The 19666-nt window shown below is 39.5% G+C and carries 15 protein-coding genes and 1 pseudogene; 8 read left to right on the top strand and 8 right to left on the bottom strand.

Annotated elements, in window-relative coordinates:
- Nucleotides 1-9 precede the first annotated feature (9 nt).
- From mnmG to trmE, 3 genes and pseudogenes are all read right to left on the bottom strand, one after another.
- Complete coding sequence (mnmG, locus tag AN391_RS15335) at nt 10-1899, bottom strand: tRNA uridine-5-carboxymethylaminomethyl(34) synthesis enzyme MnmG (RefSeq protein WP_055016212.1); 1890 nt, start codon at nt 1897-1899, stop codon at nt 10-12.
- A 426-nt stretch (nt 1900-2325) separates the two neighbouring features.
- Entirely contained in the window at nt 2326-2775 is a 450-nt protein-coding gene (gene mioC / locus AN391_RS15330) for an FMN-binding protein MioC (RefSeq protein WP_055016211.1), read from the bottom strand.
- A gap of 908 nt (nt 2776-3683) precedes the next feature.
- A pseudogene (trmE, locus tag AN391_RS20900) lies at nt 3684-3860 on the bottom strand (tRNA uridine-5-carboxymethylaminomethyl(34) synthesis GTPase MnmE); the annotation flags it as partial.
- Between the two features lie 297 nt (nt 3861-4157).
- On the opposite strand from trmE, the gene AN391_RS15325 reads away from it, so the two are divergent.
- Nucleotides 4158-5081, top strand: coding sequence for a hypothetical protein (locus AN391_RS15325; protein ID WP_055016210.1), 924 nt, complete (start codon nt 4158-4160; stop codon nt 5079-5081).
- Nucleotides 5078-5674 carry a DUF1240 domain-containing protein gene (locus tag AN391_RS15320; RefSeq protein WP_055016209.1) on the top strand — a complete coding sequence of 199 codons (597 nt, stop codon included), beginning with the start codon at nt 5078-5080 and terminating at the stop codon, nt 5672-5674. The genes AN391_RS15325 and AN391_RS15320 overlap by 4 nt, the downstream gene beginning before the upstream one ends.
- Before the next feature lie 31 nt (nt 5675-5705).
- On the opposite strand, the gene mnmE is transcribed toward AN391_RS15320, so the two are convergent.
- From mnmE to rpmH, 5 genes are all read right to left on the bottom strand, one after another.
- Nucleotides 5706-7070, bottom strand: a complete 1365-nt coding sequence (gene mnmE / locus AN391_RS15315) for a tRNA uridine-5-carboxymethylaminomethyl(34) synthesis GTPase MnmE (protein WP_055016208.1) — start codon at nt 7068-7070, stop codon at nt 5706-5708.
- Between the two features lie 166 nt (nt 7071-7236).
- Nucleotides 7237-8871 (bottom strand): membrane protein insertase YidC, encoded by a 1635-nt coding sequence (yidC, locus tag AN391_RS15310; RefSeq protein ID WP_055016207.1) that lies wholly within the window; start codon nt 8869-8871, stop codon nt 7237-7239.
- An 8-nt stretch (nt 8872-8879) separates the two neighbouring features.
- Nucleotides 8880-9155 carry a membrane protein insertion efficiency factor YidD gene (gene yidD, locus AN391_RS15305; protein WP_004588061.1) on the bottom strand — a complete coding sequence of 92 codons (276 nt, stop codon included), beginning with the start codon at nt 9153-9155 and terminating at the stop codon, nt 8880-8882.
- A 125-nt stretch (nt 9156-9280) separates the two neighbouring features.
- A complete protein-coding gene (gene rnpA / locus AN391_RS15300; RefSeq protein ID WP_082422755.1) occupies nt 9281-9706 on the bottom strand; it encodes a ribonuclease P protein component in 426 nt (141 codons plus the stop codon).
- A 7-nt stretch (nt 9707-9713) separates the two neighbouring features.
- A complete protein-coding gene (gene rpmH / locus AN391_RS15295) occupies nt 9714-9848 on the bottom strand; it encodes a 50S ribosomal protein L34 (protein ID WP_004335215.1) in 135 nt (44 codons plus the stop codon).
- A gap of 616 nt (nt 9849-10464) precedes the next feature.
- On the opposite strand from rpmH, the gene dnaA reads away from it, so the two are divergent.
- The 6 genes from dnaA to glyS all read left to right on the top strand — a co-directional run bounded on the left by dnaA (nt 10465) and on the right by glyS (nt 19636).
- Nucleotides 10465-11856: a chromosomal replication initiator protein DnaA gene (dnaA, locus tag AN391_RS15290; protein WP_055016225.1), complete on the top strand. Its 1392-nt coding sequence runs from the start codon at nt 10465-10467 to the stop codon at nt 11854-11856.
- A gap of 13 nt (nt 11857-11869) precedes the next feature.
- Nucleotides 11870-12973: a DNA polymerase III subunit beta gene (dnaN, locus tag AN391_RS15285; protein ID WP_004588058.1), complete on the top strand. Its 1104-nt coding sequence runs from the start codon at nt 11870-11872 to the stop codon at nt 12971-12973.
- 14 nt (nt 12974-12987) lie between these two features.
- Nucleotides 12988-14082 (top strand): DNA replication/repair protein RecF, encoded by a 1095-nt coding sequence (gene recF / locus AN391_RS15280; protein WP_024032132.1) that lies wholly within the window; start codon nt 12988-12990, stop codon nt 14080-14082.
- 12 nt (nt 14083-14094) lie between these two features.
- Entirely contained in the window at nt 14095-16521 is a 2427-nt protein-coding gene (gene gyrB, locus AN391_RS15275; RefSeq protein ID WP_055016206.1) for a DNA topoisomerase (ATP-hydrolyzing) subunit B, read from the top strand.
- Between the two features lie 140 nt (nt 16522-16661).
- Nucleotides 16662-17564: a glycine--tRNA ligase subunit alpha gene (gene glyQ / locus AN391_RS15270; RefSeq protein WP_004588055.1), complete on the top strand. Its 903-nt coding sequence runs from the start codon at nt 16662-16664 to the stop codon at nt 17562-17564.
- A gap of 2 nt (nt 17565-17566) precedes the next feature.
- Nucleotides 17567-19636 carry a glycine--tRNA ligase subunit beta gene (glyS, locus tag AN391_RS15265; protein ID WP_055016205.1) on the top strand — a complete coding sequence of 690 codons (2070 nt, stop codon included), beginning with the start codon at nt 17567-17569 and terminating at the stop codon, nt 19634-19636.
- Nucleotides 19637-19666 lie beyond the last annotated feature (30 nt).

The raw sequence follows: 19666 nt of genomic DNA, 5'->3' as shown, positions 1-19666 counted from the left end.
CCTTTACCGTTACGCAGTCTTGCGTAATAAGCCTTGCTTCTTCAGATACACTAATAATAGCGAAATCGCCGCTGGGGTGATACCAGAAATACGAGAAGCTTGGCCAATAGTGTCTGGACGCGCATCTGTTAACTTAGCAACAACCTCGTTTGATAAACCCGATACCGTTGAGTAATCGAACTCTTTAGGCAAAATGGTTTCTTCATGACGAAGTTGTTTATTGATCTCATCTTGCTGGCGCGCAATGTAACCTGCGTATTTAGTGTGGATCTCAACTTGTTCAAGTGCAGCTTGGTTTGTAAACTCAGATCCTAATCCATCAATAGCCATTAAATCGTCGTAACGAATTTCTGGACGGCGAAGTAGATCCTCTAAACTTGCTTCACGAGTAAGCGGTGTTTTTAATAAGGCGTTTACTTGATCAACCACAGCATGATCTTTATGGATCCAGGTTTCTTTAATACGCTGTTTCTCTTTTTCGATCACTTCCATTTTTTCATTAAATGCCTGCCAGCGCTCATCGTTAACTAAACCAAGTTCACGGCCTTTTTCTGTTAAGCGAATATCAGCGTTATCTTCACGCAGTAATAAACGATATTCTGCACGGCTAGTAAACATGCGGTACGGTTCTTTTGTACCAAGCGTTGCTAAGTCGTCAATAAGTACGCCCACATAGGCTTCATCACGACGTGGAGTCCACGCGTCTTTGCCTTGCACTTGTAAAGCGGCGTTCATGCCGGCAATTAAACCTTGTGCACCGGCTTCTTCGTAACCAGTAGTGCCATTTATTTGGCCTGCAAAGAATAATCCGTCTATAAATTTAGTTTCTAGTGACTGCTTTAAATCACGTGGGTCAAAGAAGTCGTATTCAATAGCATAACCAGGACGACAAATATGTGCGTTTTCAAAACCATCTATCGACTGCACAATTTGTAACTGCACATCAAACGGTAAGCTGGTTGAAATACCGTTAGGGTAAAGCTCATAAGAAGTTAATCCTTCTGGCTCTACAAATATTTGATGTTTGTCTTTATCAGCAAAGCGCACAATTTTATCTTCTATTGAAGGGCAGTAACGTGGTCCAATGCCTTCAATTACGCCAGAGTACATAGGCGAGCGATGTAAATTGTTACGAATAACCTCATGGGTCTTTTCATTAGTGTAGGTGATATAACACGGTATTTGCTGTGGGTGATCGCTTTGTTTACCAATAAACGAAAATACCGGTGTAGGTGCATCACCTGGTTGCTCTTGCATCTTGCTAAAATCAACTGTACGGGCATCAATACGTGGTGGAGTACCGGTTTTTAAACGGTCTACTCTAAACGGTAATTCACGTAAACGATCAGCAAGTGCAATTGAAGGGGGATCGCCTGCACGTCCACCTTTAAAATTCTCCAAACCAATATGTATTTGTCCACCAAGGAAAGTACCTACAGTTAATACAACGCTTGGTGCGCTAAAACGTAATCCCATTTGGGTTACTACACCAATAACTTTGTTATTTTCAACAATAAGATCATCACACGATTGCTGAAATATTTTTAGGTTTTCTTGGTTTTGTAAGGTGTTTTGAATTGCTGCTTTGTATAAAGCACGATCAGCTTGTGCTCGAGTTGCGCGAACAGCAGGTCCTTTTGAAGAATTTAAGGTACGAAATTGAATACCGCCTTTATCAATAGCTTGTGCCATAGCACCGCCAAGGGCATCAATTTCTTTAACCAAATGGCCTTTGCCTATGCCACCAATTGCAGGGTTGCAAGACATTTGACCAAGTGTATCCATATTATGAGTTAGCAGCAGGGTATTCATCCCCATACGTGCAGCAGCCAATGAGGCTTCAGTGCCTGCATGTCCACCACCTACTACGATAACGTCAAACTTTTCGTGAAAAATCATTAATGGGATCCTACTTAATCAAACCAGTAAACTTCAAAAGGGAGCGTATTCTACCTAGAAATTAGCAGAAGATAAATGATTAAACAGTGGCCAAGATCTAAGTCACTGATCACTTATAATATAAAGGATCTTTTAAAGAGATCTTTTAATACTATTACTACTAGTGATCGGGTTTTCTGTTGATAAGCTCTATTTATTCATTTAAAACATAAAATTAGATCAGATCTAAAGGTGTTAATATGATCGGATCATCAGGCAAATAAGCTCTGATCAAAAAGGGGGTTTATACACAGCCCAATATCGATTGGATCTTATCCCATGGATAAGCATGCTTAAAAATGCAGTTTGATCAGAGGTTATCCACAAAATCTATTAAATTATTAGTAAATTGTGGGTAACTTTGTTTATGCATTTTAACCGATCACATTACTTTAATTGCGTTTTCTCTATCCACGAGTCTAACCACTCAAGCGCGGTATCTTCGGGTAATGCCTCATCAAGAATATTTAATTCAAGCCTTGGCGCTATGCATTTTGCGCCTTTGCTGGCCATTAAACTATTTATATTGCGCCCAGCAAGGTTATAGGTGTCGTAGCTAGTATCACCTAAGCCAATGACTGAGTATTTAATTGCTGACAAGTCACTTTGCTGATTTAGCTGCTCAATAAAGGGTAAAAGGTTGTCGGGGTAATCGCCCGCGCCATAGGTCGATGTGCATATAAGCCATATTGTATTGTGTTGATCAATATCAGATAAATTAGGTTGATCATGTAGTTCAGCACTTATACCTTGGTTATTTAACTCATCACATAGTTGTTCTGCTACATATTCTGCAGATCCCATTTGACTACCCACGATTATATTTACAGAACTCATATTTAAACTGATCACACATTACTTATTTGCCCGCTATGATAACTGAGTTAGGCTTGCAGTAAAGAAAACCTTTGTAATTTTGTATAACTATTTTTGAGTTGTTTTTACTCTTTGTTGAAATTCAATATATAAGCTATTGAATTTAAATGAGTTAACAAAAACTATTTAAATGTAATCTTCTGATCAAGTTGTTGATAAGGTTGGGGAAAGTTCTGCTTAACTACTGCTTTTAGACGATCTAAATATAGCTAAGTTATTGATTTTTTATTATACGTGAGTCCACCAGCGCATGAATTTATATAGCTAGCCTGTGGTTGATCATAATGTGGATAGTAATCTTGTTGATAACTCAAAAAGCGATCAAAAAATTATTTTTAAATAACGATCTCTTTAAGCTGATCAGCCTTAAAAAAGTGAAATTAAGTGTAATAAACCACGCTTTTATATGGATCGTGACTGTTTAAGCGTATAAATGGGCCGCTATTTTTGATTTATTAGCCATAAAGTAGGCGATTGTGGATAATATTTTTAATTAGTTCCGTTAATTTTTTATGTTAGGCGAGGAGTTTGGCTGGTGGATCAATTAAAAATGGGAGCGTGGGCATTAATAGTAGCGGTTACTTTTGCTAATAAACTCACTAACTTTAGCTAAAATGATCTACTTAAGCTTAGCGTTTAGCGCCATATCAGCACTTTTTTTAGCTATATAGAGCGCCAATTATATGCTTTACCTGGTGTTTTTTATATTATGAGAGATTAAATAGGTGAGTTGTAAACGCTAAAATTAGGCGCGTTTTTATTTAACTTTAGCCCTTTTTTAGCTTTTTAAATTTCTATACTGGGTATAAAAAAGGGCACAAATGTGCCCTAAAGTAAGTGTTATTTTATGCTGATTTAGCGAGTTATTTACCAATACAGGCCTTTAAATGATCGCGTAGCAGCGCTTAAACTAATTACCTGGTATGGCTGGTTTTCATCCATACCTACCGCATCGCCCGATAAATTGGCTTTATTTCTGATAACGGTCACACCCATACCTGCGGTAATTTTTCCATAAATTCAGGCCAAACTGCGTGTGGGTCGGTGAGTATTATTACACACAGAGATTGTCTAAGCGCATCGTGTTCTGGTTTATGTCCTAGGAATGCGCTAATTAGAGGCAATCTAAGATTGTCTATAAAAACTACGTTGAAGCATAATTTGATGGTGGGGTATTACAAAATTGAGTTCTAGGGTAATTAGGTATTGCTAATATATAAGTTATGCCCATTATTGTTATATTACTTTAACTTATTTGTGTTTTATTGTACGGTTTATAGATTACAAACGATCTTAACTTTTTCCTATAAACGGATTTAAATAATATATATGGAGATGAAATTATGTCAGCTTATGCGAATAGAGCTCTAAATCAAAAAGCACGCTTAGAAAGTACCAAGCGTGAGATAAAAAATGCAGGGCATTATACTTATTTACAGATGAATAGTGATGAGTTTTTGGATCTTTACGTACATTCTAAGCTTAAAAAAGGGAAAACGAGACAAGAAATTGCCGATTATATGCGCCATTTATTTGAAGCGAACAATAGTTTGCCTATAAACTGGACAGAAATATACGATTGGGTAAAAAAAATAACTTTTCAAACTCCACTTATAGGTGACATTAAAAACTTATCGATTTTAGCTAGAGATTTAAGTGCTAAAAGTGGGATTTTATCAAAGTACAAAGTTAAAGTTTATTCCGGCACCCCGACTGTAATAATGGAAGTTACGCCATCACTTAAAAGTCATTTAACAGGTACTTTATACTTAGCCAAGAATCCAAAGATATTTACGATCGGTTTGGGTTACCAAGCGGCTAAAAGTGCTTTGAAAGGGGGGGTTGTGTTTACCCTATTGGCTTCTCCGTTATTTCGTTCTATAGACCAAATGTTAGAAGACCGTTTAACATGGCATCACTTTGTAGGTGGAGTTGCTGTCGACTTGACTATAGCTTTAGCTTCTGTTGCAGCTTCTGTTTTAACATTGGCGGCTGGTGCAGTTTTAGTTGGTACTACTATAGCTGCCGTTCCTCTGCTGATTGTAGTATTTGTCGGGGGAGTCATAGGTATCACTGCTACATTTTTCTTAGAAGAAGAGCTTAATTATTTAGTTGAGGAAATTGCACAGTATTTAATTAAGCATGAAAGCGAGTTATTGAAAAAAATTAGCAGAAGAACATTTATTTCTCCTGAAAAGCAACCAATTGAAAAAGTTAACAATATAAAGCGGTTACTTGGAATTCCTAGTATTGGAGACATGTTTTGAGAGCGTATGAAACTGTTTTTAAACCAGAAGATAGTTTAATAAAAAAAGTAACTTATATTACTCTTTTTATAAGTCTCACATTACTATTTCTTTTTCTCGCATACTTATTTTTTAGTGAAGCTTTAAAGATGAAGCAAACTATAAATGATATAAGTGAAGGCAAAGTTTATTTTCTGAAACAAAAAGGAAGAGTTTTTGGGTTTATTTGCTTTATTCCACTTTTACTTATACTTGCATATATGTTTGCGCATGGTGTGTGTAATAGACGGCCAACGAAAATAATAATAGGCTTAGTAGTGAAAGTGGCTGTATTTTGTATTTTTATAGCTATACCTACGAGTATATTTTCCAGTATATATATGACAGATTATTTACATGAAAAAGGGTTTGTTGAATGTACTTCTTACTCACCGGGGATATCATCAGACTTTTATGTTTATGATGAGCAGTTTTGTGATGAAGAAGGTGTTGTAATAAGCTACAAGATAAAGAAGTGGTTATTGAAAAAAAATGGGCAAGGTGAGCCAAGCTTAGATGAATTTAAAGAAATAATGACTCTCTATTTATCTGAATATTATGAGCTATTTAACTAAAGGGGTAAATTATACATACCCCTTTAAGAGCTTATTTACCAATACAGAACGAGCTAAATATTTTGCCTAGTAGGTCGTCTGAGGTAAATTCACCGGTTATTTCGTTTAAGTACTGCTGCGTTAGACGTAGCTCTTCGGCTAATATTTCGCCGGCTACGTGCATTTCTAACTGTGTTTTACCAGTATCTAAGTGATAGGCCGCATGTTCAAGTGCATCTAAGTGTCGACGGCGTGCCATAAAGCCACCTTCTGTAGCGCCCTGAAAACCAATACAAGCTTTCAAGTGGTCGCGAACAAGTTCAATACCTTGTGCATTTTTAGCGCTTAAACTAATTACAGGGTATTGTTGGTTTTCATCCATACCTACTGCATCGCCCGATAAATCGGCTTTATTTCTGATAACAGTAACACCCATACCTTGCGGTAATTTTGCCATAAACTCAGGCCAAATTGCGTGTGGGTCGGTGTCGGTGGTGTCGGTACCATCAAGCATAAATAACACGCGGTCAGCTTGGTTTATTTCATCCCATGCGCGCTCTATACCTATTTGCTCTACACGGTCTGGGCTCTCACGTAGGCCTGCGGTATCGATAATATGCAGTGGCATACCATCAATATGTATGTGCTCTCGTAATACGTCGCGGGTGGTACCTGCTATTTCAGTTACTATTGCTGCTTCTCGACCTGCTAGGGCATTAAGCAAGCTTGATTTACCAGCATTAGGACGCCCAGCAATAACAACACGCATACCTTCGCGCATTATACTGCCTTGCTTAGCTTGGTTCGTTACGGTGTGTAATTGGGTGATAATGGCATCTAAATCACCCGATACTTTGCCATCGGATAAAAAGTCAATTTCCTCGTCAGGGAAGTCGATGGCAGCCTCTACATACATACGTAAATGAATCACTTTCTCTACTAGGGTTTCTATATGTTTAGAAAACTCACCTTGTAGCGATTGTAGGGCACTTTTAGCAGCTTGCTCAGAGGTTGCATTAATTAAATCGCTAATAGCCTCTGCTTGGGTTAAATCAAGCTTGTCGTTCATAAAGGCGCGCTCAGAAAATTCACCAGGTTTAGCTAAGCGAACGCCTTCTATTTGACTAATTTCTTTTAATAGCATGTCCAGTACAACGGGGCCGCCGTGACCTTGCAGTTCAAGTACGTCTTCACCGGTAAATGAGTTTGGGCCTGCAAAATAAATAGCAATACCTTGGTCGAGTTGCTCACCACTTAAACTTTTAAAAGGCACGTAGTCGGCATAGCGAAGCTTAGGTACTTTACCTATTATTTTTTCGGCCACGCTTTTAGCAAGGCTGCCAGAAACCCGAATTATACCTACGCCACCACGCCCGGGAGCGGTTGCTTGTGCTGCAATTGTGTCTTGATTGATCATGCTATTTATTTGCCAACGAGAGTAACTTTAATGGCGCTATTGTAACCTATGCATTTATTGGTAGCGAATAGCTGTGGTAAAAAATAGGCAATAAAAAAGGCGACCTAAGTCGCCTTTATATAAGTAATATACCCAAACCATCTTGATGTGGCTTGGGTATAGGCAATTAGCCTCTTACTTTTATTCCTTTCTTTTCCATGCCACGGTAGATGATAAGCATCTGGACAATAGAAATTAAGTTAGACACTAACCAGTAAAGTACTAAACCAGATGGGAACCATAAGAAGAATACAGAGAAGATAACCGGCATAAAGGTCATCATTTTTTGCTGCATTGGATCGGTAACCGTCATTGGTTGTAGCTTTTGCGTTACAAACATACTTGCACCAAACAATATTGGTAACACGTAGTATGGGTCTTTTGTTGAAAGGTCAGTTAGCCAAAGTACAAATTCAGCATGACGTAGTTCTGTCGATTCTAAGAATACGTAAAATAGCGCTAAGAAAATAGGCATTTGTAGCAAAATAGGGAAACAGCCACCCATAGGGTTAACTTTTTCTTTGCGGTACATTTCCATAGTAGCTTGGCCGAACTTTTGACGGTCATCACCATATTTTTCTTTAAGGGCAGCCATTTTAGGCTGAAGGGCACGCATTTTAGCCATTGATGTATATTGCGCTTTAGTAAGTGGGTACATCAACGTTTTGACGATAATTGTGATGGCAATAATAGCAACACCCCAGTTACCTAAAATGCTGTGTAACCATTTAAGAAGTACAAATAAAGGCTGCGAAATAAACCATAGCCAACCGTAATCTACAGTAAGGTCTAAATCTGGATGAAGCGCTTCTAATAAGTCAGACTCTTTAGGGCCCATGTAGTAGGTCGCACTGAGTGTTTGCTCACTGCCGGCTTGTACATTTACAGGCGCTGCTTTTGTACCAATAATCGCAGCATTACTTTTAGTAATTAAACTGTAAAGCGTGTGTGTTTCGTCTTGCTTAGGTACCCATGCACTTACAAAGTAATGCTGAATAAATGCTACGTAACCGCCTTGGGTATTTTTATTTAGGTTTTTGTCAGCCATATCTGAAAAGCTGTATTTTTCGTACGACTCTTCATCAGTACCGTAAGCAGCACCTAAGTAGTTTTGATCTACTAAACTGCCTTTTTCTTGTACGGTACGCTTAATTTGCGTGTATAGCTGTACTTGTACTGGCGCACTTGTCGTGTTGTTTACTGTGTACTCTAGGTCTACATCGTACTGACCTTTTTTGAATACATATGTTTTAGTAAAACTTACGCCGTTACTATCAACATAGGTAAGCGGTACACGTAACTCATCACCATTTAGCGTGTAAGCTTGTTGCGTGGCTTGGTAAGTAGGACGACCATTTGCTGATGCATCTGGGCCATTTAAACCAATTAGACCGCTTTGTGAAAAGTATTGTTTGCCCTCAAACTCACCAAGTAGCATATAAGGTATATCGCTGCCTTTAGTATCTTCGTACTGGAGTAAGTCTGTTTCAACAATGTCACCGCCTTTGGTGTCGATTTTTACTGTGAAAACGTCAGTTGTTATTTCTATAACTGAGCGCTTAGCAGCAGTAGCCGAAGCAGGTAAACCTGAATCTGACGATGACGGTATATAATCATCAGACTCTGGTGACGTTGTGTTTAGTGTTTGTGTAGTGGCACTTGGATCGGCTTTAGGCGTGTTGTAATCGTTATTCCATTCTTGAAATAATAAAAACGACACTAACATTAAACCGATTAATAAAAACGTGCGTTGCGATTCCATAACAGCTCTTATTTCTCGTGTTGGTGGTTAATACGGGTTAATTTTTCAGGAACGGGGTCTTCTCCGCCTGAATGTAAAGGATGGCATTTTAATATGCGTTTAAGTGCTAACCAACTCCCTTTTACAAATCCATGCAAATTAATTGCTTGAATAGCATAATGGGAGCAGCTTGGATTAAAACGACAATGCGGGCCTAGTAGTGGGCTTATCCACATTTGATAACCGCGGATAAATAACACTAAACAACGCTTTGGTATAGCAACAAGTGGTTTAAGTAACCTCATGGTGTTTATGCCCCTGCGAATATTTAGTGAATAGATACCATGTATTTAAAAGCTCAATTAAAGATTTTAAACGCATGATTAAAAGGTGAGCTAAAGATACCCTAATTAACCCTGCAATTCTATTGCTATCGGGTTTGTTTATTAGATTTAGCTGATTTGTTTGGGCGTTTTTTAAAGGGTGGTGGCTTAGGTGCACCCGGTTTGCAGCGTTCATTAATTTTGCGCCACAATTTTGTAAGTTGTTTGGTTATTTCTTCGTTAGACTGCTCATCAATACCATTTTTTACCATAAGCACAATATCAATATTATCGATGGTGTGTTGATTTAAACGAAAACTTTCGCGAGCGAGTCGTTTAATACGGTTACGTTGGCATGCCTTTTTTACACGTTTTTTAGCAACAGTAAGTCCTAACCTAGGTTTATCTTGGTCATTAGGTTTAGCTAAAAGAGTAAATAAAGGAGTTGCAGCCCGAGCGGGTTCATTAAATATGCGAGAGTAATGCGAGGGAGTTAACAGACGTAACTCCCTGCCAAAGCTAAAGTCTTCCACTTATATATTAAGCAGAAAGTACTTTGCGGCCTTTAGCGCGGCGACGTGCTAATACTTTACGGCCATTTACAGTTGCCATGCGAGCACGGAAGCCGTGAGCACGTTTGCGTTTTAAAACGCTAGGTTGAAAAGTTCTTTTCATAACAATCTCATCCGATCGGTTAAAGTTAAAACATCCTATGCAGGTCGCGATCCTGGCACAGGTGCCATTGCGAGCGCGAGATATTATAGATTAAGCACTTTAAAGTCAATCATAATTGCGCTGTAAACACCGTGTTTATTACATTTTTTGTGCGCTGGCTTGATATTTATGGATTAAATTTAAAGCAAAATGGTCTGCTTTTATGCAAAAAGGCGAATTAATAGCCTGGAGCGACTAAAAGAATGTGGATCGTAATAAAGTAGGGTGATCAACTAGGATCATCATAATAAAGAAGTTTTCCACAGCTGATGTTTAAAAAGTGAATAAAAGCATGGGAAAACTCATTTAGATCGTAAAATTGGTTCGCGATCTGCCTGTGTTTTTGTTATGATCTGTTATCTGGCTTTAAAATAAAAGTCGATATAAATCAGTCTATTAAGATATTTATACACTGATATCAACAATTTTATAAAAATCAATCTTTTACTTGTGGATAAAGTGCCTTCATAATACGCGGTCTTGGGTCGCGTAGCTGGCCAATTAAACGCAATAAATGCATGATTTTTAATCATTATTGATGTGCGGGAATAAAAATTATACCTCTGGGAGTTTAACTGTGTATCTGTCGGTTTGGCAAAGTTGTTTATATGTATTGCAAGATGAGTTGCCTTCGCAACAATTCAGTATGTGGGTAAGACCGCTACAAGCAGAAAGTACCGAAGATACCTTAACGATTTACGCACCTAATCGCTTTGTTCTTGATTGGGTAAGAGAAAAGTATTTAAACCGTATTAATGAGTTACTGGTAGAAATTTGTGGTGATGAAGCGCCCGAATTACGTTTTGATGTAGGTAGTAAACCACTACTCAATACTCAAGCGGCGGCGCCAAGTGTTGAAGCCCCTGCATCACCTAGTGCACAGACACCTGCTAAACAGCAACCTGTAGAGCAAAAAGCACCAGTAGAGCCTGCGCCTAAATCGGGCTATAAATCTAATATAAAAGAAAACTATACCTTTGACAGTTTTGTTGAGGGTAAATCTAACCAGCTAGCAAAAGCGGCTGCAACACAAGTTGCAGATAACCCTGGCTCTGCCTTTAACCCAGTATTTATTTACGGTGGTACAGGCTTAGGTAAAACTCACTTATTACATGCAGTAGGTAATGGCATTATGGCAAACAAGCCCGATGCTAAAATTGTTTACATGCATTCTGAGCGTTTTGTGCAAGACATGGTAAAAGCACTACAAAATAACGCCATCGAAGAATTTAAACGTTATTACCGTAGTGTAGATGCGCTAATGATTGATGATATTCAATTTTTTGCTAATAAAGAGCGCTCGCAAGAAGAGTTTTTTCATACCTTTAACGCATTATTAGAGGGTAATCAGCAAATTATTTTAACCTCTGATCGCTACCCAAAAGAAATTGAGGGCGTAGAAGACAGGCTTAAATCACGTTTTGGTTGGGGTTTAACGATTGCGATAGAGCCGCCAGAACTTGAAACGCGCGTTGCTATTTTAATGAAAAAAGCGCAGCAGAGTAAAATTAACTTACCGCACGAAGTTGCCTTTTTTATCGCTAAAAAATTACGTTCAAACGTACGCGAACTAGAGGGTGCACTTAATCGTGTAATAGCTAATGCTAATTTTACCGGTCGTCCGATTTCTATCGACTTTGTGAAAGAAGCATTGCGCGATTTGTTGGCACTACAAGACAAACTTGTCACTATAGACAACATACAACGCACCGTGGCTGAGTATTACAGAATACGTGTGTCTGACTTGTTATCTAAGCGCCGCAGCCGTTCTATCGCAAGGCCGCGTCAGGTAGCCATGGCATTATCTAAAGAATTAACTAATCACAGCTTACCTGAGATTGGTGACGCATTTGGTGGGCGTGACCACACCACCGTATTACATGCGTGTCGTAAGGTTAAATCACTACGTGATGAAAGCCACGAAATAAAAGAAGATTATCAAAATTTAATAAGAACGTTGTCATCTTAGGGCTGACTTTATTATGCAAATAACCATTTCAAGAGAACAATTTTTAAAGCCATTAGTGCAAGTATCGGGTGCGATTGAGCGTAAACATACGTTACCTATATTATCTAATGTATTGTTAGTGGTAGAAAACGGGCAACTTTCAATGACAGGTACAGACCTTGAAATTGAACTCGTTGCAGGTGTTTTTGTTGGTGATGATATTGCTGATACAAAATTAACGCTACCTGCTAAAAAATTACTCGATATTTGTAAAAGCCTACCAGATGGCTCTGAGCTCACATTGAGCTTACAAGAGCACCAACTGCTATTAACCAGTGGTAAAAGCCGCTTTTCATTGACTACACTTGCCGCGGAAGACTTTCCTAATTTAGAGCAATGGGATGGCGAGGTAGAGTTTCAATTAACGCGTTTAGAGCTACGCAAGTTGCTTGAAAGCACGCATTTTTCGATGGCAAATCAAGATGTGCGTTACTATTTAAATGGCATGTCGTTTGAAGTTGATAATACTGACATTAAAACAGTGGCGACCGATGGCCACCGTTTGGCAATAGCGCAAAAAGAATTAGGTCAATCGTTAAATACGCAGCGCCAATTAATCATACCACGCAAAGGTGTGCAAGAAATTATGCGCCTTATGGTGGCTGATGAAGAATTAGTTACTATTCAATTTGGCGCTAACCATATTCGTATTATCGATGTGGAATTTACTTTTACAAGTAAGTTAGTGGATGGCCGTTTCCCGGATTACCGCCGTGTATTACCACGTGGTGGAGATAAAGTGATTACTGCTAACCGCGAGTGGTTACGTAATGCGTTTCAACGTGTGTCTATTTTATCAAACGAAAAGTTTAGAGGTGTACGCCTAAACTTAGCTAACGGCTTACTTAAAATTACGGCTAATAATCCTGAGCAAGAAGAGGCTGAGGAAATAGTAGAAGTAATGTACGAGGGTGATGAACTAGAAATTGGTTTTAATGTGTCGTATGTATTAGATGTACTAAATACATTAAAAACAGAAGATGTACTATTTACATTAGCTGATTCAAACAGCAGTGCACTTATTGAAGGTGCGGGCGATGAAGAGGCAATGTACGTGGTTATGCCTATGCGATTATAAGATACCCATTATAAATGAGTTTAAGTCACTTGAGCCTCAAGTATTTTCGTAATATTGAGGCACTGACGCTAGAACCAGTCAACGGCGTTAATATAATTTATGGTGAAAACGGCAGCGGAAAAACCAGCCTTTTAGAGGCTATTTATTACCTTTCTCATGGCAAATCTTTTCGAACACCTAAACATAAAAGTATTATTCAACATCAACAAGATCAGTTTGTAATACATGGCCGCAAAGCGCTACACGACTTGTCTATTCCTATTGGGATTAGTAAAACCCAAAGCGGTGAAACTAATTTAAAAATACAAGGCAAAGCCAGTCGAAAAATCTCTGAGCTTGCACAGTTAATGCCTGTGCAAATTATTACACCCGAAAGCTATTCATTATTTTTTGGTGGCCCAAAAGAGCGACGTAAATTTTTAGATTTGGGTTTGTTCCACGTGGAACATGAGTTTTTTTATTTATGGCAATCGTTTAATAAAGTACTTAAACAACGCAATGCACTTTTAAAAAGTAAGCCAAAGAATTATTTTGACCAAATTAGGTTTTGGGACAAAGAATTTGTTAGACTGGCAGAACAAATAAATAAATTAAGAATGGCGTATATAAGTAGGTTTAAGCAGCAGTTTTTTGATAAAATGTGTGCAGAATTAACGCTTATACGCGATTTAGAAATCAACTTTAATGCAGGCTGGAAAGACAGCGAGTCTTTAAGTGATGCATTAGAGCAAAACTTTGAGCGAGACGCTCGCCAAGGTTTTACTAGTAAAGGCCCTCATAAGGCCGATTTTAGTTTTAGTGTCGCTGGCAACAGTGTAGAAAATACGTTTTCGCGCGGTCAATTGAAGTTATTGCTTTATGCGTTAAAAGTAACGCAAAATAGTTTAATTGAGTCAGAGACAGATAAGCAATCTATATTGCTAATAGATGATCTACCTTCAGAGTTAGGCGAAGATACAAAAGAGAAAGTGGGGCAATTATTGGCTCATTGCAGTTCTCAAATTTTTATCTCTTCAATTTTGTCTGAAAGTATTTCTGCTGTGGTGGAACCCATGCAACGAGAACTACAAATGTTCCACGTGAAACATGGCAACCTAATAACAAGATAAGTGGGATTAACCATGTCTGAGAATTACGATTCGTCGAGTATTAAAGTACTTAAAGGATTAGACGCAGTTAGAAAGCGTCCTGGAATGTATATAGGGGACACCGATGATGGCACAGGCTTACACCACATGGTGTTTGAGGTCGTTGATAACTCTATCGATGAAGCCTTAGCAGGTCATTGTGATGATATTTATGTAACGATTCACTTAGACGGTTCAGTCTCGGTAAGAGATAACGGCCGTGGTATCCCAACTTCTATCCATGAAGAAGAAGGTGTGTCTGCTGCCGAAGTTATCATGACGGTACTTCATGCTGGTGGTAAGTTTGATGATAACTCTTATAAAGTATCAGGTGGCTTACACGGTGTTGGTGTATCAGTAGTAAATGCATTATCAGAAAAACTAACACTTACTATTCGTCGTGAAGGCAAACTACACGAGCAAACTTACAGCATGGGCGTACCAAACGCACCATTAGCTATTATTGGCGACGCTGACACAACAGGTACAGAACTACGTTTTTGGCCGAGTGCTGAGACATTTACAAACCTAGATTTTCATTACGATATTTTAGCTAAGCGTTTACGCGAGCTATCGTTTTTGAATTCAGGTGTAAGTATCATTTTAACTGATGAACGCGAAGAAAATAAAACCGACCACTTTAAATATGATGGCGGTATTCAAGCGTTTGTTGAATACTTAAACCGCAATAAAACACCAGTACATAAAGGTGTTTTCCACTTTACTCACGAGCGTGAAGAAGATGGTATTAGCGTAGAAGTTTCAATGCAGTGGAACGATGGCTTCCAGGAAAACATTTATTGTTTTACTAATAATATTCCACAACGTGATGGTGGTACTCACTTAGCCGGCTTTAGATCTGCGCTAACACGTACACTTAATAACTATATGGAAAAAGAAGGCTTTAACAAAAAAGCTAAAACAACCAGTAACGCGACGGGCGATGATGCGCGTGAAGGCTTAACAGCGGTTGTAAGTGTTAAAGTACCTGATCCTAAGTTCTCATCACAAACTAAAGACAAGCTAGTATCAAGCGAAGTTAAATCTGCGGTTGAGCAAGCAATGGCTGAAAAGTTTTCTGATTTCTTATTAGAAAACCCAATGGATGCCAAAATTGTTGTTGGTAAAATTATTGATGCAGCACGAGCACGTGAAGCCGCGCGTAAAGCCCGTGAAATGACTCGTCGTAAAGGCGCTATGGATTTAGCAGGCTTACCTGGTAAATTAGCAGACTGCCAAGAAAAAGACCCTTCATTATCTGAACTATATATAGTGGAGGGTGACTCAGCTGGCGGTTCAGCTAAGCAGGGTCGTAATCGTAAAAACCAAGCAATTTTGCCACTTAAAGGTAAAATCTTGAACGTAGAGAAAGCACGCTTTGACAAAATGCTTTCTTCACAAGAAGTAGCAACGCTAATTACAGCACTAGGTTGCGGTATTGGCCGTGATGAATATGACCCTGAAAAGCTGCGTTATCACAGCATCATAATCATGACCGATGCGGACGTGGATGGCTCTCACATTCGTACATTGCTATTAACGTTCTTTTACCGCCAGATGCCTGAAATTGTTGAGCGTGGATACATTTACATTGCACAACCGCCACTTTATAAAGTGAAAAAAGGTAAGCAGGAGCGTTATATTAAAGACGATCCTGCGCTTGTAGACTACCTAACATCACTTGCGCTAAATAATGCAGCGCTTTACACAAGCGAAAATGCAAGTGCGATTGAAGGCGAAGCGCTTGAGCAAATAGTACAAGATTACCAAAACACAGTTAAAGTCATTGAACGTTTAAAACGTAAATACCCTAACACGGTAATGGAACGTTTGATTTACCAAAGCGAGTTAAAAGTAGAAGACTTATCTAACGAAGCTAAAGTAATTGAGTGGACTAAAGAACTTGTTGATGACTTAATAGCACGTGATGAAGATGCAACAATTTTCCATGCTGGCACAGAGCACGATGCAGAGCGTAACTTGTACTTCCCAGTTGTGAATATTCGTCAGCACGGTGTTGATAAAGCCCATGTATTACACTATGACTTTATTGCCTCGCGCGACTACCAACGCATTGCTGTGACTGGTACTAACATTGCTAACATCCTTGGTGAAGGTGCATATATTCAACGTGGTGAGAAAACAAAACCTGTTGATAACTTTGTGGATGCTTTAGAGTGGTTGATCGCAGAATCTAAGCGCGGGATCTACATTCAGCGCTATAAAGGGTTAGGTGAAATGAACCCTGATCAGCTTTGGGAAACAACCATGGATCCTTCAGCGCGACGCATGCTACAGGTTACAATTGAAGATGCTGTAGCGGCGGATCAATTGTTTGCAACCTTAATGGGCGATCAAGTAGAGCCACGCCGTGACTTTATTGAAACGAACGCTCTTCGCGTAGTTAACCTAGACGTATAAAAAATTATACTCATATCTTAAAAGGAGCCTAATGGCTCCTTTTTTATTTTAACAACCGCACAAACTGCTTAAAACCTGCGTGTGCACAAGGTATACTGAGGGTAATTTTCACGCTACTTTCAGATAGTAAAAAGCCAAATATGCAAAAATATGACGTTAAAACCTTTCAAGGTTTGATCCTGGCTTTACAGGATTATTGGGCACAGCAAGGCTGTGTCATTATTCAACCACTTGATATGGAAGTGGGCGCAGGGACATTTCACCCGCAAACATTCTTAAAATCTATTGGCCCTGAGCCAATGTCGAGCGCATACGTGCAACCGTGTCGTCGTCCTACCGATGGCCGCTACGGTGAAAACCCAAACCGCTTACAACATTACTACCAATTTCAGGTAGTTTTAAAGCCATCACCAGATAACATTCAAGAGCTTTACCTAGGCTCACTAGAAGCAATGGGTATTGATACCCTAACGCACGAAGTGCGCTTCGTAGAAGATAACTGGGAATCACCAACGCTAGGCGCATGGGGCTTAGGTTGGGAGATTTGGCTAAATGGTATGGAAGTAACGCAGTTTACTTACTTTCAGCAGGTAGGGGGATTAGAGTGTTCTCCTGTAACCGGTGAAATTACTTACGGCCTAGAGCGTTTAGCAATGTACATTCAAGGTGTAGACAGTATTTACGACCTAGTATGGGCAGATGGTCCATTAGGGCGTGTAACTTACGGCGATGTATTCCATCAAAATGAAGTAGAACAATCTACTTACAACTTTGAACACGCCAACGTAGATGACTTATTTGCACAGTTTGATAAATGTGAAGCAGAAAGCCAAAAGCTAATTGAAGCAAATTTACCACTACCTGCATACGAGCAAGTAATGAAAGCATCGCATGCATTTAACTTATTAGATGCGCGCCATGCAATTTCGGTTACTGAGCGTCAACGTTATATTTTACGTGTAAGAGCGTTATCAAAAGCATGTGCACAAAGTTATTACGATGCACGTGAAGCGCTTGGTTTCCCGCTGTGTAAGGATAAGTAAGCATGTCAGCACAAAATTTATTAGTAGAAATTGGCACCGAAGAGCTGCCACCAAAAGCACTGCGTAAATTAGCAGAAGCCTTTGCCGCAAACCTAACAGCTGAGCTTGAAACACTAGAGCTTGGGCATGAAGGTGTAAGCTGGTATGCATCGCCTCGTCGTTTAGGTTTACAAGTAAAAGCGCTTGAAGCTAAGCAGCAAGATAAAGAAGTTGAAAAGCGCGGCCCTGCAACGAAAGCAGCGTTCGATAGCGAAGGTAACCCAACGAAAGCAGCGATGGGTTGGGCACGTGGTTGTGGTATTGAGGTAAGTGAAGCACAAACTCTCGAGACCGATAAAGGCGCTTGGCTTTTACATATTGCTAAAGTAGCAGGACAAGAAACCAAAACCCTAATGAGCGATGCCATTGCAAAGTCATTAGCAAAGCTACCAATTCCTAAGCCGATGCGTTGGGGCGCGAATAAAACACAATTTATTCGTCCAGTTCATACCGTCACTATTTTGTTTGGTGATGAACTTATTGAAGGCGAAATTTTAGGTAAGCAAGTAACTAACCAGTTACAAGGCCACCGTTTTCACCACCCAGAAAAAATCACCATTAACCACGCAGATGACGTGTTCGACGTATTAAAATCTGCCTACGTTATTGCTGATTACGAACAACGTAAAGCGCTAATTCGTACACAAATAGAAGACGCTGCAAGCGCAGTGAATGCGGTTGTTGCAATGGATGAAGACTTATTAGAAGAAGTAACATCACTGGTAGAGTGGCCAGTAACGTTAACGGCAACATTTGAAGAGGCATTTTTAGATGTACCTGCCGAAGCACTAATTTACACCATGAAGGATGATCAAAAATACTTCCCGCTATTAGATCAAGACGGCAAACTTTTAAATAAGTTTTTGTTTGTATCTAACATCGAAAGTAAAGATCCAAGCGTGGTAATTTCAGGTAACGAAAAAGTAGTGCGCCCACGTTTAGCTGATGCGCAGTTCTTCTTTGAGACTGATAAAAAGAAAACCTTAGAAAGCCGACTAGAGTCACTTGATACTGTTTTATTCCAAAAGCAGTTAGGTACGCTTAAAGATAAATCTGTACGTATTAGCGAACTTGCTGGCTACATTGCAGAGCAACTAGGTGCCGACAAAGACCTTGCAAAACGTGCCGGCCTATTAAGTAAAACTGACTTAATGACCGAAATGGTGATGGAATTTACCGACGTGCAAGGTGTGATGGGTATGCACTATGCACGCTTTGATGGTGAAGCAGAAGATGTAGCTATTGCACAAAACGAGCAATACATGCCTCGCTTTGCAGGTGATAACCTACCTACAAACCTAATTAGCTGTGCAGTCGCTATTGCTGATAAGTTTGATACGCTGGTGGGTATTTTTGGTATAGGCCAAGCACCAAAAGGCGACAAAGACCCATTTGCGCTTCGTCGTGCTGCCATTGGTGCACTGCGTATCATGGTAGAAAAAGAACTACCACTGGATATTTTAGACTTAGTAGCAAAAGCACAAACACTGTTTGGTGATAAGCTAACTAATCTAAATGTATCAACCGACGTATTTGATTTTATGCTAGGGCGCTTTCGTGCATGGTATCAAGATGAGGGTATTGAAGTCGACGTAATTCAAGCTGTGCTTGCACGCCGTCCAACTAAGCCTGTTGATTTTGATCGCCGAGTTAAAGCAGTAAGCCACTTCCGTACATTAGACGCCGCAGAAGCGCTTGCAGCAGCTAATAAGCGTGTAGGTAATATCCTAGCTAAAAATAATATTACTGCGGCAGGCGATGTGAATGAGAGTTTGTTAAGTGATGACGCAGAAATAGCACTTGCTTCACAAGTTGCTAAATTTGCCACTGAACTTGCACCACTTTACGCTGATGGAAACTACCAAGAGGCATTGAGCCAATTAGCCGGTATCCGTCAAAGTGTTGATAACTTTTTTGACAACGTCATGGTTATGGCCGACGATGAAGCTGTAAAGCAAAATCGCCTTGCGCTATTAAGCCAGTTAAGCCGCTTATTTTTAGATATTGCAGATATATCTGTACTACAAAAATAACCTCGCTTAAGCCAATAGAAAGCCAGCGTT

The organism is Pseudoalteromonas sp. P1-13-1a (assembly GCF_001401875.1).
GTDB lineage: Bacteria > Pseudomonadota > Gammaproteobacteria > Enterobacterales > Alteromonadaceae > Pseudoalteromonas.
The sequence above is the reverse complement of the archived record's forward strand: the minus strand, read 5'-3'. Positions and strand labels throughout refer to the sequence as shown.